At 73.7% G+C, this 18,222-nt stretch carries 10 protein-coding genes; all 10 read left to right on the top strand.

The window, feature by feature from the left end:
* The first annotated feature begins 1 nt into the window (after nucleotide 1).
* The 10 genes from ACWGE1_RS02010 to ACWGE1_RS01965 all read left to right on the top strand — a co-directional run bounded on the left by ACWGE1_RS02010 (nucleotide 2) and on the right by ACWGE1_RS01965 (nucleotide 18,217).
* The gene (locus tag ACWGE1_RS02010; RefSeq protein WP_453418616.1) at nucleotides 2–763 is read left to right on the top strand and encodes a thioesterase II family protein; all 762 of its coding nucleotides are present in this window, start codon (nucleotides 2–4) and stop codon (nucleotides 761–763) included.
* Nucleotides 732–983 (top strand): MbtH family protein, encoded by a 252-nt coding sequence (locus ACWGE1_RS02005; RefSeq protein WP_453418672.1) that lies wholly within the window; start codon nucleotides 732–734, stop codon nucleotides 981–983. Before ACWGE1_RS02010 ends, ACWGE1_RS02005 begins: the two co-directional genes overlap by 32 nt.
* Nucleotide 984: 1 nt before the next feature.
* Complete coding sequence (locus ACWGE1_RS02000) at nucleotides 985–2,199, top strand: cytochrome P450 (RefSeq protein WP_453418615.1); 1,215 nt, start codon at nucleotides 985–987, stop codon at nucleotides 2,197–2,199.
* 15 nt (nucleotides 2,200–2,214) lie between these two features.
* Nucleotides 2,215–6,153 (top strand): amino acid adenylation domain-containing protein, encoded by a 3,939-nt coding sequence (locus tag ACWGE1_RS01995; protein ID WP_453418614.1) that lies wholly within the window; start codon nucleotides 2,215–2,217, stop codon nucleotides 6,151–6,153.
* Nucleotides 6,153–6,797: a 4'-phosphopantetheinyl transferase family protein gene (locus tag ACWGE1_RS01990; RefSeq protein WP_453418613.1), complete on the top strand. Its 645-nt coding sequence runs from the start codon at nucleotides 6,153–6,155 to the stop codon at nucleotides 6,795–6,797. The genes ACWGE1_RS01995 and ACWGE1_RS01990 overlap by 1 nt, the downstream gene beginning before the upstream one ends.
* 12 nt (nucleotides 6,798–6,809) lie before the next feature.
* Entirely contained in the window at nucleotides 6,810–7,874 is a 1,065-nt protein-coding gene (locus ACWGE1_RS01985; RefSeq protein WP_453418612.1) for a winged helix DNA-binding domain-containing protein, read from the top strand.
* Nucleotides 7,875–7,963: 89 nt separating this feature from the next.
* Nucleotides 7,964–9,238: an MFS transporter gene (locus ACWGE1_RS01980; protein WP_453418611.1), complete on the top strand. Its 1,275-nt coding sequence runs from the start codon at nucleotides 7,964–7,966 to the stop codon at nucleotides 9,236–9,238.
* A gap of 150 nt (nucleotides 9,239–9,388) precedes the next feature.
* Complete coding sequence (locus ACWGE1_RS01975) at nucleotides 9,389–13,471, top strand: non-ribosomal peptide synthetase (protein ID WP_453418610.1); 4,083 nt, start codon at nucleotides 9,389–9,391, stop codon at nucleotides 13,469–13,471.
* A complete protein-coding gene (locus ACWGE1_RS01970) occupies nucleotides 13,464–16,820 on the top strand; it encodes a non-ribosomal peptide synthetase (RefSeq protein ID WP_453418609.1) in 3,357 nt (1,118 codons plus the stop codon). Before ACWGE1_RS01975 ends, ACWGE1_RS01970 begins: the two co-directional genes overlap by 8 nt.
* On the top strand, nucleotides 16,820–18,217 hold the full coding sequence (locus tag ACWGE1_RS01965; RefSeq protein WP_453418608.1) for a condensation domain-containing protein: 1,398 nt from the start codon (nucleotides 16,820–16,822) through the stop codon (nucleotides 18,215–18,217). Before ACWGE1_RS01970 ends, ACWGE1_RS01965 begins: the two co-directional genes overlap by 1 nt.
* Nucleotides 18,218–18,222: the final 5 nt, after the last annotated feature.

Here is an 18,222-nt window from a genome sequence, read left to right as displayed (position 1 = left end):
CATGGGCGCCTGGATCTCCACCTGGACGAACGACCCGGCGGACCGGGCCCTGCCCGTCCTGCTCTGCCTGCCCCCCGCCGGGGCCGGCTGCCAACAGTTCCGCTCCTGGCAGCCCGCGCTGGCGGGCACCGCCCAGGTGTACGGCGTACAGCTGCCGGGCCGGGAGAACCGCTGGCGGGACCCGATGCCGGACACCTTCGACGAGGCCGTGGAGGCCATCGCCGGGGAACTGCGGGACATCGTCGCCGACGGCCGGCCGCTGGTGGTCTTCGGCCACAGTTTCGGCGGCCTCCTCGGCTACGAGGTCGCCCGTCGGGTCGCCCCCCGGGCCCTGGTGGTCAGCGGCTGCCGGGCCCCCGGTCACTGGGACGGCGCCGGCCGCGGCATCGTCGACGACGGCGAGGAGCTGGACAAGCTCTTCGACACGGCCGACCTCGACCCCGGGCTGCTCGACGAGGACACCCGCGCCCTGATGGTCTCGATGCTCCGCAAGGACGCGGAACTGTCCCTGAGCTACGTCCACAAGCCGGGCGTACGCCTCGGGACGCCCGTCCACGCCTGGGGTGCCGACGGCGACGAGACCGTCAGCCCACAGGACCTGGACGGCTGGGCCGCGATCACCGCCGCCGCCTTCACGCGGCACACCACCACGGGCGGCCACCACGCCGTACTGCGCCGCCCGCAGCCCGTACTGGACCACCTCACCGCCCTGCTGCGGGGCGCGGGCGCCGATACCCCCGCCTCCACCACGACCGGCGCCTGACCGACTGCCCGCCCACACCCGCCCGAGTCCGGAGGACACCGTGCCCACCACCCACCAGGTTCTCGTGAACCACGAGGGGCAGTACGCGCTGTACCCCGCCACACGCGAGACACCCGACGGCTGGACGCCGGCCGGGTTCGACGGCACCGAGGACGAGTGCGCGGGCTTCGTCGACGCCCAATGGCCCGACACCCGCCCGCTCAGCCTGCGAGGAGCCTGAGATGGAGATCGACCTGCTCGACCCGGGCCCCTTCGGCCGCAACGACTTCTGGCCCGCCTTCACCTGGCTGCGCGCCAACTCGCCCGTCCACTGGCACCCCGAGCCGGGCAGCGACGACGGCGGCTTCTGGGTGCTGAGCCGGCACCGCGACATCAGAGAGGTCTATGCCGACAGCGACACCTTCAGCTCGGCGCGCGGGATGCGCCTCGGCAGCGACCCGGCGGCCGTCGCCGCCGTCGCCCAGCGCATGCTCATCGTCTCCGACGTCCCCCACCACACCCGCCTCAAGCGGGCCCTCCACCAGGCATTCGGCCCGCAGCAGATGCCGCGCCTGGAGGCGATGGTCGACAAGGTGGTCGGCGAGCTGGTGACCGAGGCCGCCGAACGCGACGAACTGGACTTCATCGACCTCGCCAAGCAGCTGCCCAACCGGGTCGTCTGCGCCATGATGGGCATCCCGCGCGCCGACTGGGCCTGGATCGGGGCCCTGACCACCGACGCCTTCGACTCCCCGGACGACGAGGTGCGCACCAACGCGCACTCGGAGATCTTCCTCTACTTCATCGAGCTGCTCGCCGAGCGCCGGGTCCGCCCCGGCGACGACCTGGTCAGCCAGATCGCCCACGACACCCTCGTCGACGAGGGCGACGGCACCGAACGGCCGCTCAGCGACCACGAGATCGTCTTCAACCTCAACGGGGTGCTCTCCGGGGCCAACGAGACCACCCGCTACTCGGCGGCCGGCGCAGTCCACATGTTCGCCGAACACCCCGACCAGTGGCGGCTGCTGCGCGGCCTCGGCCCCGGCGGTATCGCCCCGGCGGTCGAGGAGATCCTGCGCTGGACCACCCCCGGCGTGCACGCCCTGCGCACCGCCGTCCGCGACACCGAGATCAACGGGATCCCGGTGGCCGAGGGCGCCCGGGTGACGCTGTGGAACGTCTCGGCCAACCGCGACGAGGCCGTCTTCGCCGACCCGCACACCTTCCGGGTCGACCGCCGGCCCAACCGGCACGTCGCCTTCGGACACGGCCGCCACCTGTGCCTCGGTGCCCGGCTCGCCCGCTTCGAACTCGGCTCCCTGCTCACCGAGATGCTCGGCGTGCTCGACGGCTTCGAGCCGGCCGGCCCCGTCACCTTCAACTCCTCCAACTTCACCTGGGGGATCAACAGTCTCCCCGTGCGGCTGCTGCGCAGCCGAGCCTTCGCGAAGTAAGAAAGGGCCCGCACTGTGACCACCGCACTCGTCGACTTCAACCGTTCGGACGCCGCCTTCCCCGCCACGGGATACCCGGAGCTCCTCGCCGAACAGGCCGCCCGCACCCCCCGGGCCACCGCCCTCGCGCAGGGCGACCGCAGCTGGACCTACGCCGAACTGGAGGCCGCCACCAACCGGCTGGCGCACGCGCTGATCGCCCGCGGAGCCGCCGCCGGGAGCCGGATCGGGCTCTGCTACCCGCGCAGCGCCGAATACGTCATCGGCTCCCTCGCGATCCTCAAGACGGGCGCTGCGATCGTCGCCCTCGACCCGGTCAACCCCGACGACCGGCTCGCGGCCATGATCGCGGACGCCGCCCCGCTGCTGGTCCTCACCCCGGCCGACCTCGGCCGCCGGATACCCGAGGACGTCCCCCGGGCCGAGGTCGCCACGGCCGGGCAGGGCCTGCCGGACACCGCGCCCGCCGTCGTGACCGGCCCGGACACCGTCAGCCACCTCATCTACACCTCCGGCTCCACCGGCACCCCCAAGGCCGTCCTGGAGCGGCACGGGGCGCTCACCAACCTCGTGCACTGGACCACCCGGGCCTACGGGGTCCGGCCCGGCGACCGGGCCTCCTGGATGTCCACGCCCGGCTTCGCCGTCCAGATCATGGAGTGGCTCGCCTACCTGCCCGCCGGCGCGGCGATCCACATCCCCGAGGCCGGGCAGGCGCAGACCCCCGAGCAGATCCGCGACTGGCTCGTCGGCGAGGGCATCACCCACACCATGCTGGTGGCCGCCCTGGCCGAGCCCGCGTGGGGCCTTGCCTGGCCCGCCGACACCGCGCTGAGGATCCTGGTGACCACGGCCGAGCGCGTCCACAGCTGGCCGCCCGTCGACACCCCCTTCCGGGTCGTGATGACCTACGGCACCACCGAGACCACCAACGTCCTGTCCTGCCTCGACCTCGGCGCCGGCACCGACTTCACCAGCCAGGCCACCTCCGAGGAGGTCCGTGCCACCCGGCAGGTCCCGGTCGGCGTGCCCATCGCCAACCTCCGCGTCCACCTCCTGGATGAGGACGGCCGCCCGGTGCCCGAGGGCGAGGTCGGCCGCCTCCACGTCTCCGGCGCCGGGGTCGCGGCCGGCTACCACGGCCGCCCCGAGCTCACCGCCGCGAAGTTCCACCCCAACTTCCTCGCCGACGACCCGCACCCGGTGCTGTACGACACCGGCGACCTCGCCCGCCGCCGCCCGGACGGCGCGGTGGAGCTCCTCGGCCGGTCCGACTCCCAGGTGAAGATCCGCGGCTTCCGCGTGGAGCTCGGCGAGGTCGAGACCCACATCGCCCGCCTGGAAGACATCGCCGAGGCCGTCGTCGTCACCCAGGAGCGCGGCCCGGGCGACAAGCGGCTCATCGCCTACGTGTCCCCGGCCGGCGCGGCCGACCCGGACCCGGCCGCGGTGCGCGCCGAGGTCGCCCGGACCCTGCCGTACTACATGGTCCCCGCCACCGTCGTCGTCCTGCCCGTGCTCCCGCGCCTGCCCAACGGCAAGGTCGACCGGCGCAGCCTGCCCGAGCCCCCGGAGGGCCGCGACGGGGTCGGCGCCGGCTACGAGGCACCCCGCAACGAGGTCGAGGACGGGCTCGGCCGGCTGTGGGCCGAGGCGTTCCGCACCGACGGCATCGGCATCCACGACAACTTCTTCGAGCTGGGCGGGCATTCGCTGCTGGCCTTCCAGCTGATCGACGAGATCCGCCGCCGCTACAGCGTCGAGCTCAGCCTCTCCGACCTGTCCACCTGCCCGACCGTCGCCGAGCTCGCCACCCTCGTCACCACCGAACGCACGGGCGGCCGCGGCTCGTTCGGCGGACTTCCCGCGATCGTCCCGGACCCCGCCGCGCGCTTCGAGCCCTTTCCGCTCACCGAGAGCCAGCAGGCGCTGTGGATCGGCCGCGGCGGGCTCGTCGAACTCGGCAACGTCGGCTGCCACGGCTACTTCGAGTGGGAGAGCGAGCAGCTCGACGTGCCGCGCTTCGAGGGCGCCTGGCGCCGGCTCGTCGAACGCCACGACGCCCTGCGCACCCGGGTCCTGCCCGACGGCACCCAGCAGGTCCTCGAGGAGATCCCGGCGTACGAGATCCCCGTCACCGATTTCGGCGGCCTCGACGAGGCGTCCCGGCAGGCCGAGCTGGCCGCGCTGCGCGAGCGGCTGTCCCATCAGGTCCTCGACGCCGACGCCTGGCCACTGTTCGACGTACGGATCAGCCTGCTCGGCGGCGGCCGGGCCCGCATCCACCTCTCGCTGGACTTCCTCGTCGCCGACGCCTGGAGCTACTTCCAGGTCCTCGTCCCGGACCTCGTCACCTACTACGTGGAACCGGGAGCCGAACTCGCCCCGCTGGAGCTGACCTTCCGCGACTACGTCCTCGCCGTCGGGAACTCGCTGCGCGACAGCGAGCTCTACCGCCGCTCCGAGTGGTACTGGCGCGACCGCCTCGCCACCCTCCCGCCCGCGCCCGAGCTGCCCGAGCGCCCGGCCGACGCCCCCGAGCTGCCGGTCCGCTTCGAACGCCGCAGCCACGTCGTCTCCCCGGAGCTGTGGACCCGGATCCAGGAGCGGGCGCACGCCCGCGAGGTCACCCCCTCCGGGGTGCTGGCCGCGGCCTACGCCGAGATCCTCGGCAGGGCCGCCGGACAGGCCCGGTTCACCATCAACTTCCCGCTGTTCAACCGCCTCCCGCTGCACCCGCAGGTCAACTCGCTGCTCGCGGACACCACGACCACCCTGCTGCTGGCCGTCGAGCAGACGGAGAGCACCTTCGCCGGACGGGCCCAGGCCGTCCAGCGCCGACTCTGGGCCGACCTGGAACACCGCTACTTCAGCGGGGTCCAGGTGCTGCGCGAGCTGACCAAGCTGCGCGGCTCCCTCGCCCCGGCCATGCCCGTGGTGATGACCAGCCTGGCAGGCCACCCGCCGCAGTACGAGGAGACCGAGCTGGGCGCCCCGGTCTACGGCATCTCCCAGACCCCGCAGGTCTCCCTCGACTTCCAGGTCTTCGAGAAGCCCGACGGCCTCACCTTCAACTGGGACTTCCTGCCCGCCGTCCACCCCGACGGACTCATCGACTCGATGTTCGAGGAGTTCACCTCCCTGCTGGAGGCCCTCGGTGAGGACGAGGTCTGGGAGCGCCACTCCCCGCCGCCCGGTGACGAGAGCGAGGCCCCCGGCCAGGCGGAGGAGCGCGACACCGGCGACGCCTGGGAGCGGTACTGGGCCGGGATCCGGCGCACCGGGCGCGGCGGCGACGTCATCTGGGACGCCGACAGCGGCGAGGAGTTCCACTGGCTGCTCGGGCAGGCGCAGCGCCACTTCAACAGCGGCCTGCCGGTCATCGACCTGGGCTGCGGCAACGGCCGCTACAGCCGCGAACTCGCCCCGCACTACCCCTCGGTCATCGGCGTCGACGTATCGGCCAGCGCCGTCGAGCACGCCAGGCGCGAGGCCGAGGGCGTGGCGAACGTCGACTACCTCGCGATCGACATGACCGACGCCGACCAGGCGGCCGTCCTGGGGGAGGGGCCGTACAACATCTTCGTCCGCGGCGTCTTCCACGTCCTGGACGGTGAGGCCCGGGCCCGGCTCGCCGCCGTCGCCGACCGCCTGCTGGGGGACGAGGGCACGCTGATCGTCCACGAGCCCGACTACTCCAGCAACTCCTTCGGCTACCTCGGCTTCGTCGGCGGCAAGCGGGGCCGCGCCGAGGACCTGGTCGGCCCGCTGGAGGCGGCCGGCGTACGGCACTCGCACCGCTTCACCCGACCCGAACTGGCCGAGGCGTTCGGCGCGGACGCCTGGGAGGTCGTGGAGGACGAGGCGATCGAGCTGCACGCGATCGACCCCCGGTCGGACTCGGACGCTCTGCGGCTGCCCGGCTACTACGCGGTGCTGCGCCGCAGGCGCTGATGGCCGGTCTCGCACTGGCCGGGCCGACCGGAGCGGTGCTGGCCGCGGCCGGGGACGTACGGGAGCTGCTGACCCGTACCGAACTGGACCGGGCCGGCGCCCTCCGGTCGGCCGGCGACCGGGACGACTTCCTGGCCGCGCACGCACTGGTCCGGCTCTGCGCCGGGCGGCTCCTCGGCCGCCCGGCGCAGGGCCTCACCGTCGTTCAGAGCTGCGGGAGCTGCGACCGGCCGCACGGCAGGCCGCGACTGGTCGAGGCGCCCGGCACGGGCGTCAGCCTCGCCCACACCCGGGGCTGGGTCGCGGCCGCTGCGGCCCGCGGCCCCGTAGGTGTGGACGTGGAGGCGGTCGACGGCCGCCCGCCGGACCTGCGGGTGGCCGGGGCCGTCTGCAGCGAGAAGGAACTGGCCGCCGTACGGGCGGACGACGATCCGCAGCGCGCCTTCCTGCGCCAGTGGGTACGAAAGGAGTCCCTGGTCAAGGTCGGGGTGGCCACGCTCGACGAGCCGGCCCGCCTCGACCTTCCCGTGTACGGGCAGGAGCCGCCCCGCTGGCGGGGCTGGCAACTGCTGGACTGGGGAGGTGAACGGGCCGTCGGATGCGTGGCGGCCCGCGAGGAGATGCGGCTGCGGCTGCTCGGCTGAAAGACTGGACACGTGGAACGACGTACGACCGACCGGCTGCTCAGGGCGCGCGCACAGGCGATCGGGGGCGAGGTCCGGGAGGAATCGGTCGCCGCCGTCCTCGACCGGGTGCTGGCCGTGCAGGCCCAGGACCTGCCCGCGGCGGAGCTCGGGCTCCGGGTGCGGGCCCGCGGACTGACCCAGGAGGCGGTGCGCCGGGCCACCGACACCGAACGCACCGCCGTCCGCGGCTGGTTCATGCGCGGCACCCTCCAGCTGGTGCCGGCCGCGGACGCCCGGTGGCTGCTGGCCCTCTTCGGCCCCGTCCACCTCGCGCTCGCCGCCCGGCGCCTGCGCGAACTCGGCCTCGACGAATCCCTGTGCACGCGCTCCGAGCGCCTCATCACCGAAGCGATCGACGGCGAGGGTCCGTTGACGCGCGCCGAGCTCACCGACCGGCTCACCACCCTCGGGGTGGAGCCGAAGGGGCAGTCCGCCTTCCACCTGATCCGCCGCGCCGCCCTGGCCGGCCGCATCTGCCACGGACCGCAGCGGGACGGCGAGGCCACCTTCGTCCTCCTCGACGACTGGCTGCCCGCCACCGGCCCCCTGCCCTTCGCCGGAGCGGCAGCCGAACGGGAACTCGCGCGCCGCTACCGCTCGGCGTACGGACCCTCCGACGCCCTGGACTTCGTCCACTGGTCGGGTCTGAAGACCACCACGGGCAGGAACGCCTGGGCCTCCCTGCGGGACACCAGACCCGGACCCCTTCCCACCACCCCCGGCGAACCCGACGTCCGCCTGCTGCCGGCCTACGACAACTACCTGGTCGGCTACCGCAACCGAGACCTGTCGGTGCCCGCGGAACACGAACGCCGGGTGTGGCCCGGCGGCGGGCAGATCCGGGCCACCGTGCTGGTCGACGGGCTGGCCGTCGGCACCTGGTCGGGAGGCCGCCGCGGCGCGCCGGTGAAGGTCGAGCCCTTCCCCGGGACCGAGCCCCACACCCCCGCCGTGGCCGCCGGAATCGCCCGCGAGAGCGCCGACATCGCACGCTTCTCCAGCGGAACTCATCGCATGTCTACAAGCGGTCTATAGTCCCGGAATTCATAACCGGTCGCTAACTCCCGGCCCATAGCGTCAGTGCCGTCCGACAATTCCGTACCCAATCAGAAAAGGGCGTCGACATGGCACTCGGTCGGCATTCCGATTTCAATCGCCTGTGGTTCGGGCAGACCGTCAGCAACTTCGGCGACAAGATCTCCCTCCTCGCACTCCCGACCCTCGCGGTCGTGGTCCTGGACGGCGGAGCCCTGGAGGTCGGCGTACTGGGCGCGCTGCGCTTCCTCCCCTTCCTGCTGCTCGCCCCGATCGCCGGGCTGGTGGCCGACCGGGTCTCGCGGCGCACCGTGATGATCGTCGCCGACCTCGGCCGCTTCCTGGCCCTCGGCACGATTCCGCTCGCATTCGCCCTCGACTCCGTCAGCATGACGCACATCTACATCGTGGCCGGTATCACCGGCTGCCTCACCACCTTCTTCGAGGTCTCGTACCAGTCCTGGCTGCCCCAGCTCATCGGCACCGAGAACCTCATCGAGGGCAATACCAAACTGCAGATCAGCCGGAGCGTCGCGGAAGCGGTCGGGGCCGGCGCCGGCGGCGCCCTCATCCAGCTGCTCGGCGCCGCACGCGCCATCACCGCGGACGCCTTCACCTTCCTCGTCTCGCTGATCGCCCTCCTCGTCATCCGTCACCGGGACGTGCGCGAGCGGACCGAGGAGCGCAAGGCATCCGCCAAGGCGGAGATGAAGGAGGGCATGAAGACCCTCTTCGGCAACCCGGTCCTGCGCGGCCTGTTCACCGCCAACGTCGTGGTCAACCTCGGTGCCGCGATGGGTGACGCCCTGCTGATCGTCTACGCGTACAAGGTGCTGGACCTGAGCCCCGGCCAGGTCGGCGTCGCCTTCGCCGTCATGTCGGTCTTCGTGATCGTCGGTGCGGTGCTCTCCGAGGTGGTCTCCAAGAGCCTCTCCGTGGGCCGCCTCCTGGTGATCACCGCCGTCGTGCTCGGCGCCGGCTACATCCTGGTCCCGACGGGCGGCGCGGTCGGCGGCTTCGTCGGACTGATCGTGGTCCAGGCCGTCATCGGCTTCGTCTCCCCGATGTTCGACATCCACGTCCTCAGCCTCGTGCAGGGTGTCACCCCGAACGAGCAGATGGGCCGTGTCAGCGGCACCGCGCTCTCCGCGGTCTACGGCGCCCTGTCCCTCGGCTACTTCGCGGGCGGCGCGCTCGGCGAGGGGATCGGCCTGACCGGCGGCCTCGCGGTGGCCGGCGCCGTGACCATTGTCGGAGGCCTGACCCTGCTGGGCGGTCCGGTGGCCAAGATCAAGGAAATGCCCGCCGGCGACAACGCCGAGGAGGGATCTCCGGCCGCGGACGAGGCCAAAATCACCGCCTGATCGGCGCCCCCGGGGGTGTGGGAGTGGGTGCCGGCCGAACGGCACCCACTCCACACTGCGCCCCGCACCCCGTCCGCACCCCCGCACACCGGCACGTCCGCGCAGCCGTACATCCGCACGCCCACTCCCGAAGACGCACGGAGGCTCAAGGTGAGCGAGTCCCTCGCCGAACGCATAGCCGCACTGCCGAAGTCCCGCCGGGCCCTGTTCCAGGCCCTGACCGGCCGAGGCGGCGGGCGCGCCGCCGTACGCGAGGACCCCGAGCCGGCACCCCGCGACCCCGCCGACCCGCCCGTGCTCTCCTTCGCGCAGCGCCGGCTCTGGTTCATCGACCAGCTCCAGCCCGGCAGCCCCGCCTACAACGTGCCGGTGGCCACCCGCATCCGCGGCCCGCTCGACGTCCCCGCCCTGCACGCGGCCCTCCAGGACATCGTGGACCGCCACGAGGTCCTGCGCACCGTCTACACCTACCGGGAGGGCGCCACCGAGGCCGTGCCCCGCGTGGTCGACGGCTACCGGCTGCCCCTCCCGCTCACCGAACTGCCCGGCGAGGAGGCGGTCCGGCCGTTCTACGACGCCGACGCGGGCGCCCCCTTCGACCTGGCGGGCGCCGTTCCGCTGCGGGCCCGGCTGGGCCGGATCGGCGAGGAGGACCACGTCCTCGTCCTCAACCTGCACCACATCGTCACCGACGGCTGGTCCATGCGGGTCCTCTACACCGAACTGGAGCGCGCCTACGCCGCCCGCACCGGGGCGCCCGCCGAAGCGGCGGCCCCGCTCGCCCTCCAGTACGCCGACTTCGCGGCCTGGCAGCGCCGCCGCGTCAGTGGAGACCGGCTGGAGGACCTCACCTCCTTCTGGCGGGAGGAGCTCGGCGGCGCCACCCCCGTGGACCTGCCCACCGACCGGCCCCGGCCGCCCGTCTTCGGGCACGCCGGAGCCTCCCGCTACATCGACCTCCCGCCCCGGCTCATCGCCCGGCTGCGGGAGTTCGGCAAGTCCGAGGGCGCCACCCTCTACATGACGATGCTGGCCGGCTTCGCCGCCACCCTGCGCCGCTGGACCGGCCAGGAGGACATCATCGTCGGCACTTCCGTCTCCGGCCGCGACCACCCGGCCTTCGGCGAGCTCATCGGCTTCTTCGTCAACACCCTGCCGCTGCGCATCAGAACCGGCGGCGACCCCGGCTTCGCCGAACTGGTCCGGGCCACCCGCCACACCACGCTCCAGGCGTACGCGCACCAGGAACTGCCCTTCGACCTCATCGTCGACGCCCTCGGACTGCCCCGCGACCCGAGCCGGCCGCCGCTCACCTCCGTGATGTTCCTCCTCGACGAGACCCCTGACACCGCCCCGGGCCTCGCGGGCGTCGCCACCGAGCCCATCGACTTCTCCTCGCACGCGACCAAGTACGACCTCATGATCAGCGTCCACGACACCGGCACCGCGGTCCGCGCCCTCGTCGAGTACCCCACCGCCCTGTTCGACGCAGCGACCGTGGACCGGCTCCTCGGCCACTTCCTCACCACCCTCGAAGGGGCGCTCGACCGCCCGGACGCCCCGCTGTCCGCCCTGCCGCTGCTCACCGACGCCGAACGCCGCGCCGCCCTCGACGACTGGAACGCCACCCGCGCCCCCTTCCCCCAGGACGCCTGCCTGCACGAGCTGTTCGAGCAGCACGCCGACCGGCGGCCCGACGCGCCCGCCGTGATCCTCGGCGGACTCGGCGGCTGGAACATCACCTACCGGGAGCTGGAGGAGCGCGCCAACCGGCTCGCGCACCGGCTCGCCCGGGCCGGCGCGGGCCCCGACCGGACCGTCGCCCTGTGCCTGCGCCGGGGCCCCGGACTGGTCACCGCGATCCTCGCCGTCCTCAAGGCCGGCGCGGCCTACGTACCCCTCGACCCGGACTACCCCGCCGAGCGCCTGGCGCTGCTCCTGCGGGACTCCGCACCGCCCATCGTCGTCTCCGACGCGGAGCTGATCGGCCGGCTGCCCGTCCCCGCCGGCACCGCGCAGGTGCTGCTCGACACCGACCGGGCCGAGCTCGCCGAGCTGCCCGCGACCCGGCCGGCCGTCCCCGTCACCTCCCGGGACCTGGCCTACGTCATCTTCACCTCGGGCTCCACCGGAACCCCCAAGGGCATCGCCCTGGAACACCGCGGCGTCGTCAACAACATCCTGGACCTCAACCGCTCGTACGGCATCGGGCCCGCGGACCGCGTGCTCGCCCTGTCCTCGCCCAGCTTCGACATGAGCGTCTACGAAACCCTCGGCATCCTGGCCGCGGGCGGCACGCTCGTCCTGCCCGACCCGGCCGCCGCCAAGGACCCGGCGCACTGGGCCGACCTCGTCGAGCGGCACGGCGTCACCGTCTGGAACTCCGCCCCCGCCCTCCTCGGCCTCCTCGTCGACCAGCTCGAACACGCCGGCGGGCCCGAACTGCCCGCGCTGCGCACCGCGTTCCTCGGCGGCGACTGGATCCCCGTCACCCAGCCCGACCGGATCCGCGCCTTCGCCCCCGGCCTGTCCTTCGTGGCGCTCGGCGGGGCGACCGAGGCCTCCATCCACTCGGTGGAGTTCCCCGTCGGCCGGGTCGATCCGCAGTGGACGAAGCTCCCGTACGGGCGGCCCATGGCCAACCAGCTCACCTACATCCTCGACCCGAACGACCGCCTCGTCCCCGTCGGCGTGCCCGGCGAACTCCACCTCGGCGGCGTCGGACTGGCCCGCGGCTACCTGAACCGACCCGAACTCACCGAGGAGAAGTTCGTCCACGTCGAACTGGAGCCCGGCCGCACCGAACGCCTCTACCGCACCGGCGACCTGGCCCGCTACGGCGCCGACGGCACCATCGAACTCCTCGGCCGCACCGACTTCCGGATCAAGCTCAACGGGCTCCGCATCGAACCGGGCGAGGTGGAGAGCGCGCTGCGCGACCGACCCGGGGTCCGCGAGGCCGTCGTGGCCGCCCGCACCGCCGCCGGCTCCGACCGGCTGATCGGCTACGTGGTGCCCGAGCAGGACGCCGACCTGGACACCGCGGCCCTGCGCACCGCGCTCGCCGCCGTCCTGCCCCCACACTGCGTGCCCGCCGAACTGGTCCTGCTGGAGCGGCTGCCGCTGAGCCCCAACGGCAAGGTGGACCGGGGTGCGCTGCCCGACCCGCGCCCCGGCGGCCCCGTGCCGGGCCGCACCGCCACCGCACCCGCGGACGGGGACCCCGTCGCCCTGCGGATCGCCGCCGTCTGGGCCGAGGTGCTCGGCACCGCGGACGTGGCGCCCGACGACGACTTCTTCGCCCTCGGCGGGGACTCCTTCGCCGCCGTGCGTGCGGTCCGCGCCGTCGCCACCGCCCTGCCGGACGGCGGAGCCTGCGCCCTGCGCGTCGTCGACCTGTTCAGCAACCCGACCCCGGCCGGGCTCGCCGCCCGGACGGCAGAACTCGCCGCAGCGGGCACGCAGGGCCACCGGCTGCTGCACCGGCTCACCCCCGAACGCCCCGCCGGCACCACCTCCCTCACCCTCGTCTGCTTCCCGCACGGCGGCGGCGACGCCATCGCCTACCAGCCGCTCGCGGCCCAGCTCCCGCCGCACATCGAGCTCCTGGCCGTCTCCCCGCCCGGACACGACCCGCTGCGCCCCGGCCCGATGCTCCCGGTCCCCGAGTTCGCGGAACTCGCGGCCGGGGAGATCGCCCGCGCCGTGCAGGGCCCGTACGCGGTCTACGGCCACTGCGCCGGAGTGGTCACCGCGCTGGAGACCACCCACGTGCTCGAGCGGATGGGGCAGCGCCCGATCGCCCTGGACCTCGCCGCGGCCCTCCCCGAGGAGGACCCCGAGTACGCCCTGGAGATGGAACGGGTCTCCGGTGACGACGACCTCGTCGCCTACCTGACCACCATGGACGGCTTCGACGGCGTCCTCGACGACAGCGACCTCACCGCGGTCCTGCGGATGGTCCGCCACGACATGACCGAGGCCGCCCGCTTCTTCGCCCGCACCCCGGGCGGCTACGACCGGCCCCTGGCCACCCCCCTCACCTGCATCATCGGCGACGCCGACGACGCGACCGAGGGCTACGAGAACGGCCACCGCGCCTGGGGCCGGTACGCGGCCGACGTGCGGCTCGCCGTGATCCCCGGGGGCCGCCACTACTTCGCCAAGCACCTGCCCGACCGGCTCGCCGCTCTCCTCGCCGACCTGCACCGCAACGGAGGAAACCATGTCTGATCTCGCCGAACGGCTCGGCCGCCTGCCCCAGGGACAGCGCTCCCGGCTGCTGGGACGCATGCGCAACCAGATGACGGCCGGCGTGGGCCGCCGCATCGAACTGGGGCGCGCCGATCACGGCCCGCGCTCCCGCTCCTCCTTCCAGCAGGAGCAGATGTGGTTCGTCGACAAACTCGGCGCCGGCAAGGCCCGCAACAACATAGCGCTGGCCATAGGCCTGGGCGGCCCCCTCGACCGGGCCGCCCTGCACGAGGCGCTCAACGCCGTCGTCGCCCGCCACCAGGTGCTCCACAGCAAACTCGTCGAGATCGACGGCGTCCCCTGGCAGGAGCCCGTCCCCTCCTTCGTGCTCGGAGTGCAGAGCACCGACCTGTCGGGCAGCGAGGACGCGGACCGCGAACTCGCCGAACTCACCGCCACCTGCGCGGCCGCCCCCTTCGACCTGGCCGCCGCCCCGCCCGTCCGCGCCCACCTGGTACGGCTCGCCCCGGAACGGCACGTCCTGCTGTGGGTCGTCCACCACATCGCCTGGGACCCGGGCTCGACGCGGATCTTCACCGAGGAGCTGACCTCCAACTACGCGGCGGCCGCCGCGGGCAGGCGCCCCGAAGCCCCCCGGCTCGCCGTCGAGTACGCCGACTTCGCGGCCTGGCAGCGGGCCAAGCTGGAGAACGACGAGCACGGCCGGGCGCTCGCGGGCAAATGGCGCCAGATCCTGGCCGGCGCCGTGGCCACCGAGGTGCTGCCCGACCACCCGCGCGGCCCGGAGACCCGCGGCGACGGGCGCGGTCTGAAACTGACGCTGGACCAGAAGCTGCTGGACCGGCTGACCGAGCTCGCCGACGCCAACAGCACCACCGTCTTCACCACCCTGCTCGCCGCGTTCAACGCGCTGCTGCGGCACTGGACCCGCACCGAGGACGTCGTCGTCGGCACGGCCAGCGCCTCCCGGCCGCACCCCGACCTGGAGCAGGTCATCGGCTGCTTCGTCCAGATGATCACCCTGCGGACCGAGGTCACCGACCGGCTCACCTTCCGCGAGCTGGTCACCCGTACCGCCGCCTCCGTCATGGACTCCTTCACCAACAGCGAGCTGCCCTTCGAGCAGGTGGTCGAGGCCGTCCGCCCGGTGCGCGACCCGCTGCGGCACCCGCTCTTCCAGATCGAATTCACCTCGCTCGGCCGCTGGGGCACCCACCGGGCCGAGGCCGCGGACGTCGAGTTCACCATGGACCAGCTGCACGACGGCGCGGCCAAGTTCGACATGAGCTTCCTCGTCGGCGAGAACGACGGCCTGGAACTCTCCCTCGAATACAACACCTCCCTCTACCGGCACGGCACGGCCAGTGCCCTGCTCGCCGCCTTCCGCCAGGTCCTGGAGCAGGTCGCCGAGAACCCCGACCTCCAGGTCGGTGACATCAGCCTGGTCGAGGAGCCGGCCGCGTCCCGGCACGCCCGCGAGCTGTCCCGCGGCGGCCCGGTCGACGAGGCCGCCTGGACCACCACCCTGGACCGCGCGTTCCGGGAGCGCGCCACCATCCACCCCGACGCAGTCGCCGTCCGCCACGGCTCCACCCGGCTCGACTACGCGGCACTCGACCGCTGGTCCGAGGCCATCGCCCACCGGCTGCGCGACCGCGGCGTCCGGCACGGCGATCCCGTCGCGGTGTGCGTGGCCCGCGGCCCGGCCGCCGTGGCCGGAGTGCTCGGCGTGCTCAAGGCGGGGGCCCACTACATCCCGGTCGACCCGGCCGCCCCGGCCGAGCGGACCCGTACCGTCCTGTCCGACGCCAAGGTCCGGCACGCCCTCGTCGACGAATCCGCGCAGCTGCCCGTCCCGCTGGAGCTGGTGACCACCGGAACGGCGGCCCCCGTCCGGGAGGTTCCCTCCCTCGCGCCGACCTCCACCCCCGGCGACCTGGCCTACGTCCTCTACACCTCGGGCAGCAGCGGAACCCCCAAGGGGGTCATGATCGAGCACCGCTCGGTCACCCACTTCTCCCGGACCATCGCCAAGGCGTACGAGATCCGGGCCGAGGACCGGGTCCTGCAGTTCGCCCCGCTCACCTTCGACGTCTCCGTCTTCGAGATCTTCACCACGCTGCTGGCCGGCGGTTCGCTCGTCATCGCCACCGACGACGAGCGCCGCGACCCGGCCCTGCTCCAGAGGCGGATGCGCGAGGACGCGGTCACCGTCGCCGAACTCCCGCCCGCGCTCCTGCCACTGCTCGACCAGGCCGCTCTGCCCGACCTGCGTCTGGTCTCGGTGGGCGGCGAGGCATTCCCCGGCCGGCTCGTCGCCGAATGGACCGCGGGGGAGCGCCGGTTCGTCAATGGATACGGCCCCACCGAGGCGACCGTCGCCGTCACGCTGATGGACTGCACCGGCAGCTACGACCGCAACCCGCCGATCGGCCGCCCCATGCCGGGCCACCAGGCCTTCGTCCTCGACGAGCGGCTGCGCCCGGTCCCGCCCGGGGTGCCCGGCGAACTGTGCGTAGCCGGCCCCGGCGTGGCCCGCGGCTACCTGGGCCGCCCCGACCTCACCGCCGACCGCTTCGCCGACAACCCCTACGCGGACGGCCCCGAGACCGAGCGCCTCTACCGCACCGGCGACCTGGTCCGCTGGCTGCCCGGCGGCAACCTGGACTTCCTCGGCCGCACCGACCGCCAGCTCAAGGTGCGCGGCCACCGCATCGAGCCGGGCGAGGTCGAGGCCGTACTGACCGGGCACCCCTCGGTCCAGCAGGCCGTCGTGGTCGCCCAGCCCGCTGCGGGGGGCGAGCGGATGCTGGCCGCCTACGTCACCGTCGAGCAGGTGGGCTCGTACGCCTCCGAGGTCGCCGACGCCGAGGGCCTGCGCGCCTACGCGGCCGGCCGGCTGCCCGGCTACATGGTCCCGGTCGTCGTCGTCCTGGACGAGCTGCCGCTGACCCCGCACGGCAAGGTCGACACCGCCGCCCTGCCGCAGCCCACCGAACTGTCGGCGCAGGGCGGCACCCCGCCGCGCGACGCCGTCGAGGAGCAGATCTGCCGGGACATCCTCACCCCGCTCCTGGAATGGCAGAACCCGGACGTGGAGGGGGACTTCTTCGCCCTGGGCGGCAGCTCCCTGCAGGCCACCATCGTGGTCTCCCGGGTCCGCGCCCTCTTCGGCATCGACATCGCCCTCGCCGACTTCTTCGGCCGCCCGACCGTCTCCGGACTGGCCGAGCTGGTCCGCACCGCCAAGGCCGAGGCCGCCGGCGAACAGGACCGGCTGCTCGCGGTCTTCGAGCAGATCGAGAACATGAGCGACGAAGAGGCCGCCGCCCTCCTCGGCTCCCTCCAGCACCCGGACGGCCCCTGATGGCCGATCAGGCCGGCTTCGAAGGAGCGCTCGCCGCGCTCCCCGAGGCGAAGCGCGAACTCGCCCGGCTGATGCTGGCCGCCCGGCAGCCCGTACCCGCCCACCCGGTCCCGCGCTCCGGCGCGGGGCCGGTCCCGCCCACCGCGCTCCAGTACCGGCTGTGGCGCCGCGAGCGCACCCACCCCGCCGTCGCCACCGGCTCGCACGCACTGCGGCTGACCGGCCCGCTCGACCCCGAGCGGCTCGCCCTCGCCCTCACCGGGGTGCTGCGCCGCCACGAGGCGCTGCGCACCCGGCTCACCGTCCCCACCGGCGGCCGGCCCCGGCTGCAGGTGGACGAGGAACCGGTTCTGCGGCTCACCCGGTCCGACCTCTCGGGCTTCACCCCGCAGGCCGCGGCCGAACGCGTCGCCCTGCAGATCACCGAGAGCGCCTCCACCGTCCTGGACCTGGAGAGCGGCCGCACCAGTGCCTTCCGGCTGCTGCGGCTCGCCCCCGACGAGCACGTCCTGATCCTCGCCTCCCACCTCGCGGTCTTCGACGGCTGGTCCTCCGGGGTCTTCCTCGCGGACCTGGCCGCCGGCTACCGCGCGGGGCCCGCGGGCCCGGCCCCGCCCGAACTCCAGCTCCCCGACCACGCCGACTGGCAGCACCGCTGGCTCGCCGGCCCCGACGGCGCCGCCGAACTCGCCCGCCGCCGGGCCGTGTTCGCCGCCGACCCGCCCGCCCCCCGGGCACCCGGCGGGTTCGAACGCGGCCACGTGCCGGTGCACCTCGCCCGCGGGCCGGTCGGGGCCGGGCTGGAGCTGGGCGCGGCCGAGGGGGCCACCCCGTTCATGACGCTGCTCGCCGCGCTGGCCGTGGTACTGGCCCGCAGGCAGGGCCGTACCTCGCTGGTGATCGGCACCCCGGCGGCCGGCCGCTTCGCCGGAGCGCTCGAGGGGGCCGTCGGACAGTTCACCACCGTGGTACCGATCCGGCTCGACCTCGCGGGCGGCCCCACCTTCCGGGAACTGCTGCACCGCACCCGCGCCGCGGTGGCCGACGCGCTGGCCCACCAACGCCTGCCCGTGGACGTGCTGTTCGGCGACGGGACACCCCCGCCGTACAACGTCCTGTTCGCCCTCCACAACTATCCGGCCGTCCCGCTGGACCTGCCCGGCATCGAGGTCGGCCAGCTGCCCGGGCCGCCCGCCCGGCACCTGGAGCTGTACAGCCCCGACCCGGTTGCCGCCCTCGCCTGCATCGGCCTCGTGGAACGGGACGGCGAGATCGGCGGCACCGCCGAGTACAACCGCCACGCGGCCACGCCCGAGGACGTGCGAGGGCTGCTCACCGGAATCGAGGACGTGCTGGACCGGGCCGCCGCCGCGCCCGCATCCCCGCTCACCACTTAGGGAGT

Source organism: Streptomyces sp. NPDC054932, assembly GCF_053610205.1.
This window is presented reverse-complemented; position numbering and strand designations above follow the sequence as displayed.

What these genes read in the sequence shown, in the direction of transcription:
- ACWGE1_RS02010 (WP_453418616.1), top strand. Translation starts at nt 2, where the DNA reads ATGGGCGCCTGGATCTCCACCTGGACGAACGACCCGGCGGACCGGGCC.
- ACWGE1_RS02000 (WP_453418615.1), top strand. Translation starts at nt 985, where the DNA reads ATGGAGATCGACCTGCTCGACCCGGGCCCCTTCGGCCGCAACGACTTC.
- ACWGE1_RS01990 (WP_453418613.1), top strand. Translation starts at nt 6,153, where the DNA reads ATGGCCGGTCTCGCACTGGCCGGGCCGACCGGAGCGGTGCTGGCCGCG.
- ACWGE1_RS01980 (WP_453418611.1), top strand. Translation starts at nt 7,964, where the DNA reads ATGGCACTCGGTCGGCATTCCGATTTCAATCGCCTGTGGTTCGGGCAG.
- ACWGE1_RS01970 (WP_453418609.1), top strand. Translation starts at nt 13,464, where the DNA reads ATGTCTGATCTCGCCGAACGGCTCGGCCGCCTGCCCCAGGGACAGCGC.
- ACWGE1_RS01965 (WP_453418608.1), top strand. Translation starts at nt 16,820, where the DNA reads ATGGCCGATCAGGCCGGCTTCGAAGGAGCGCTCGCCGCGCTCCCCGAG.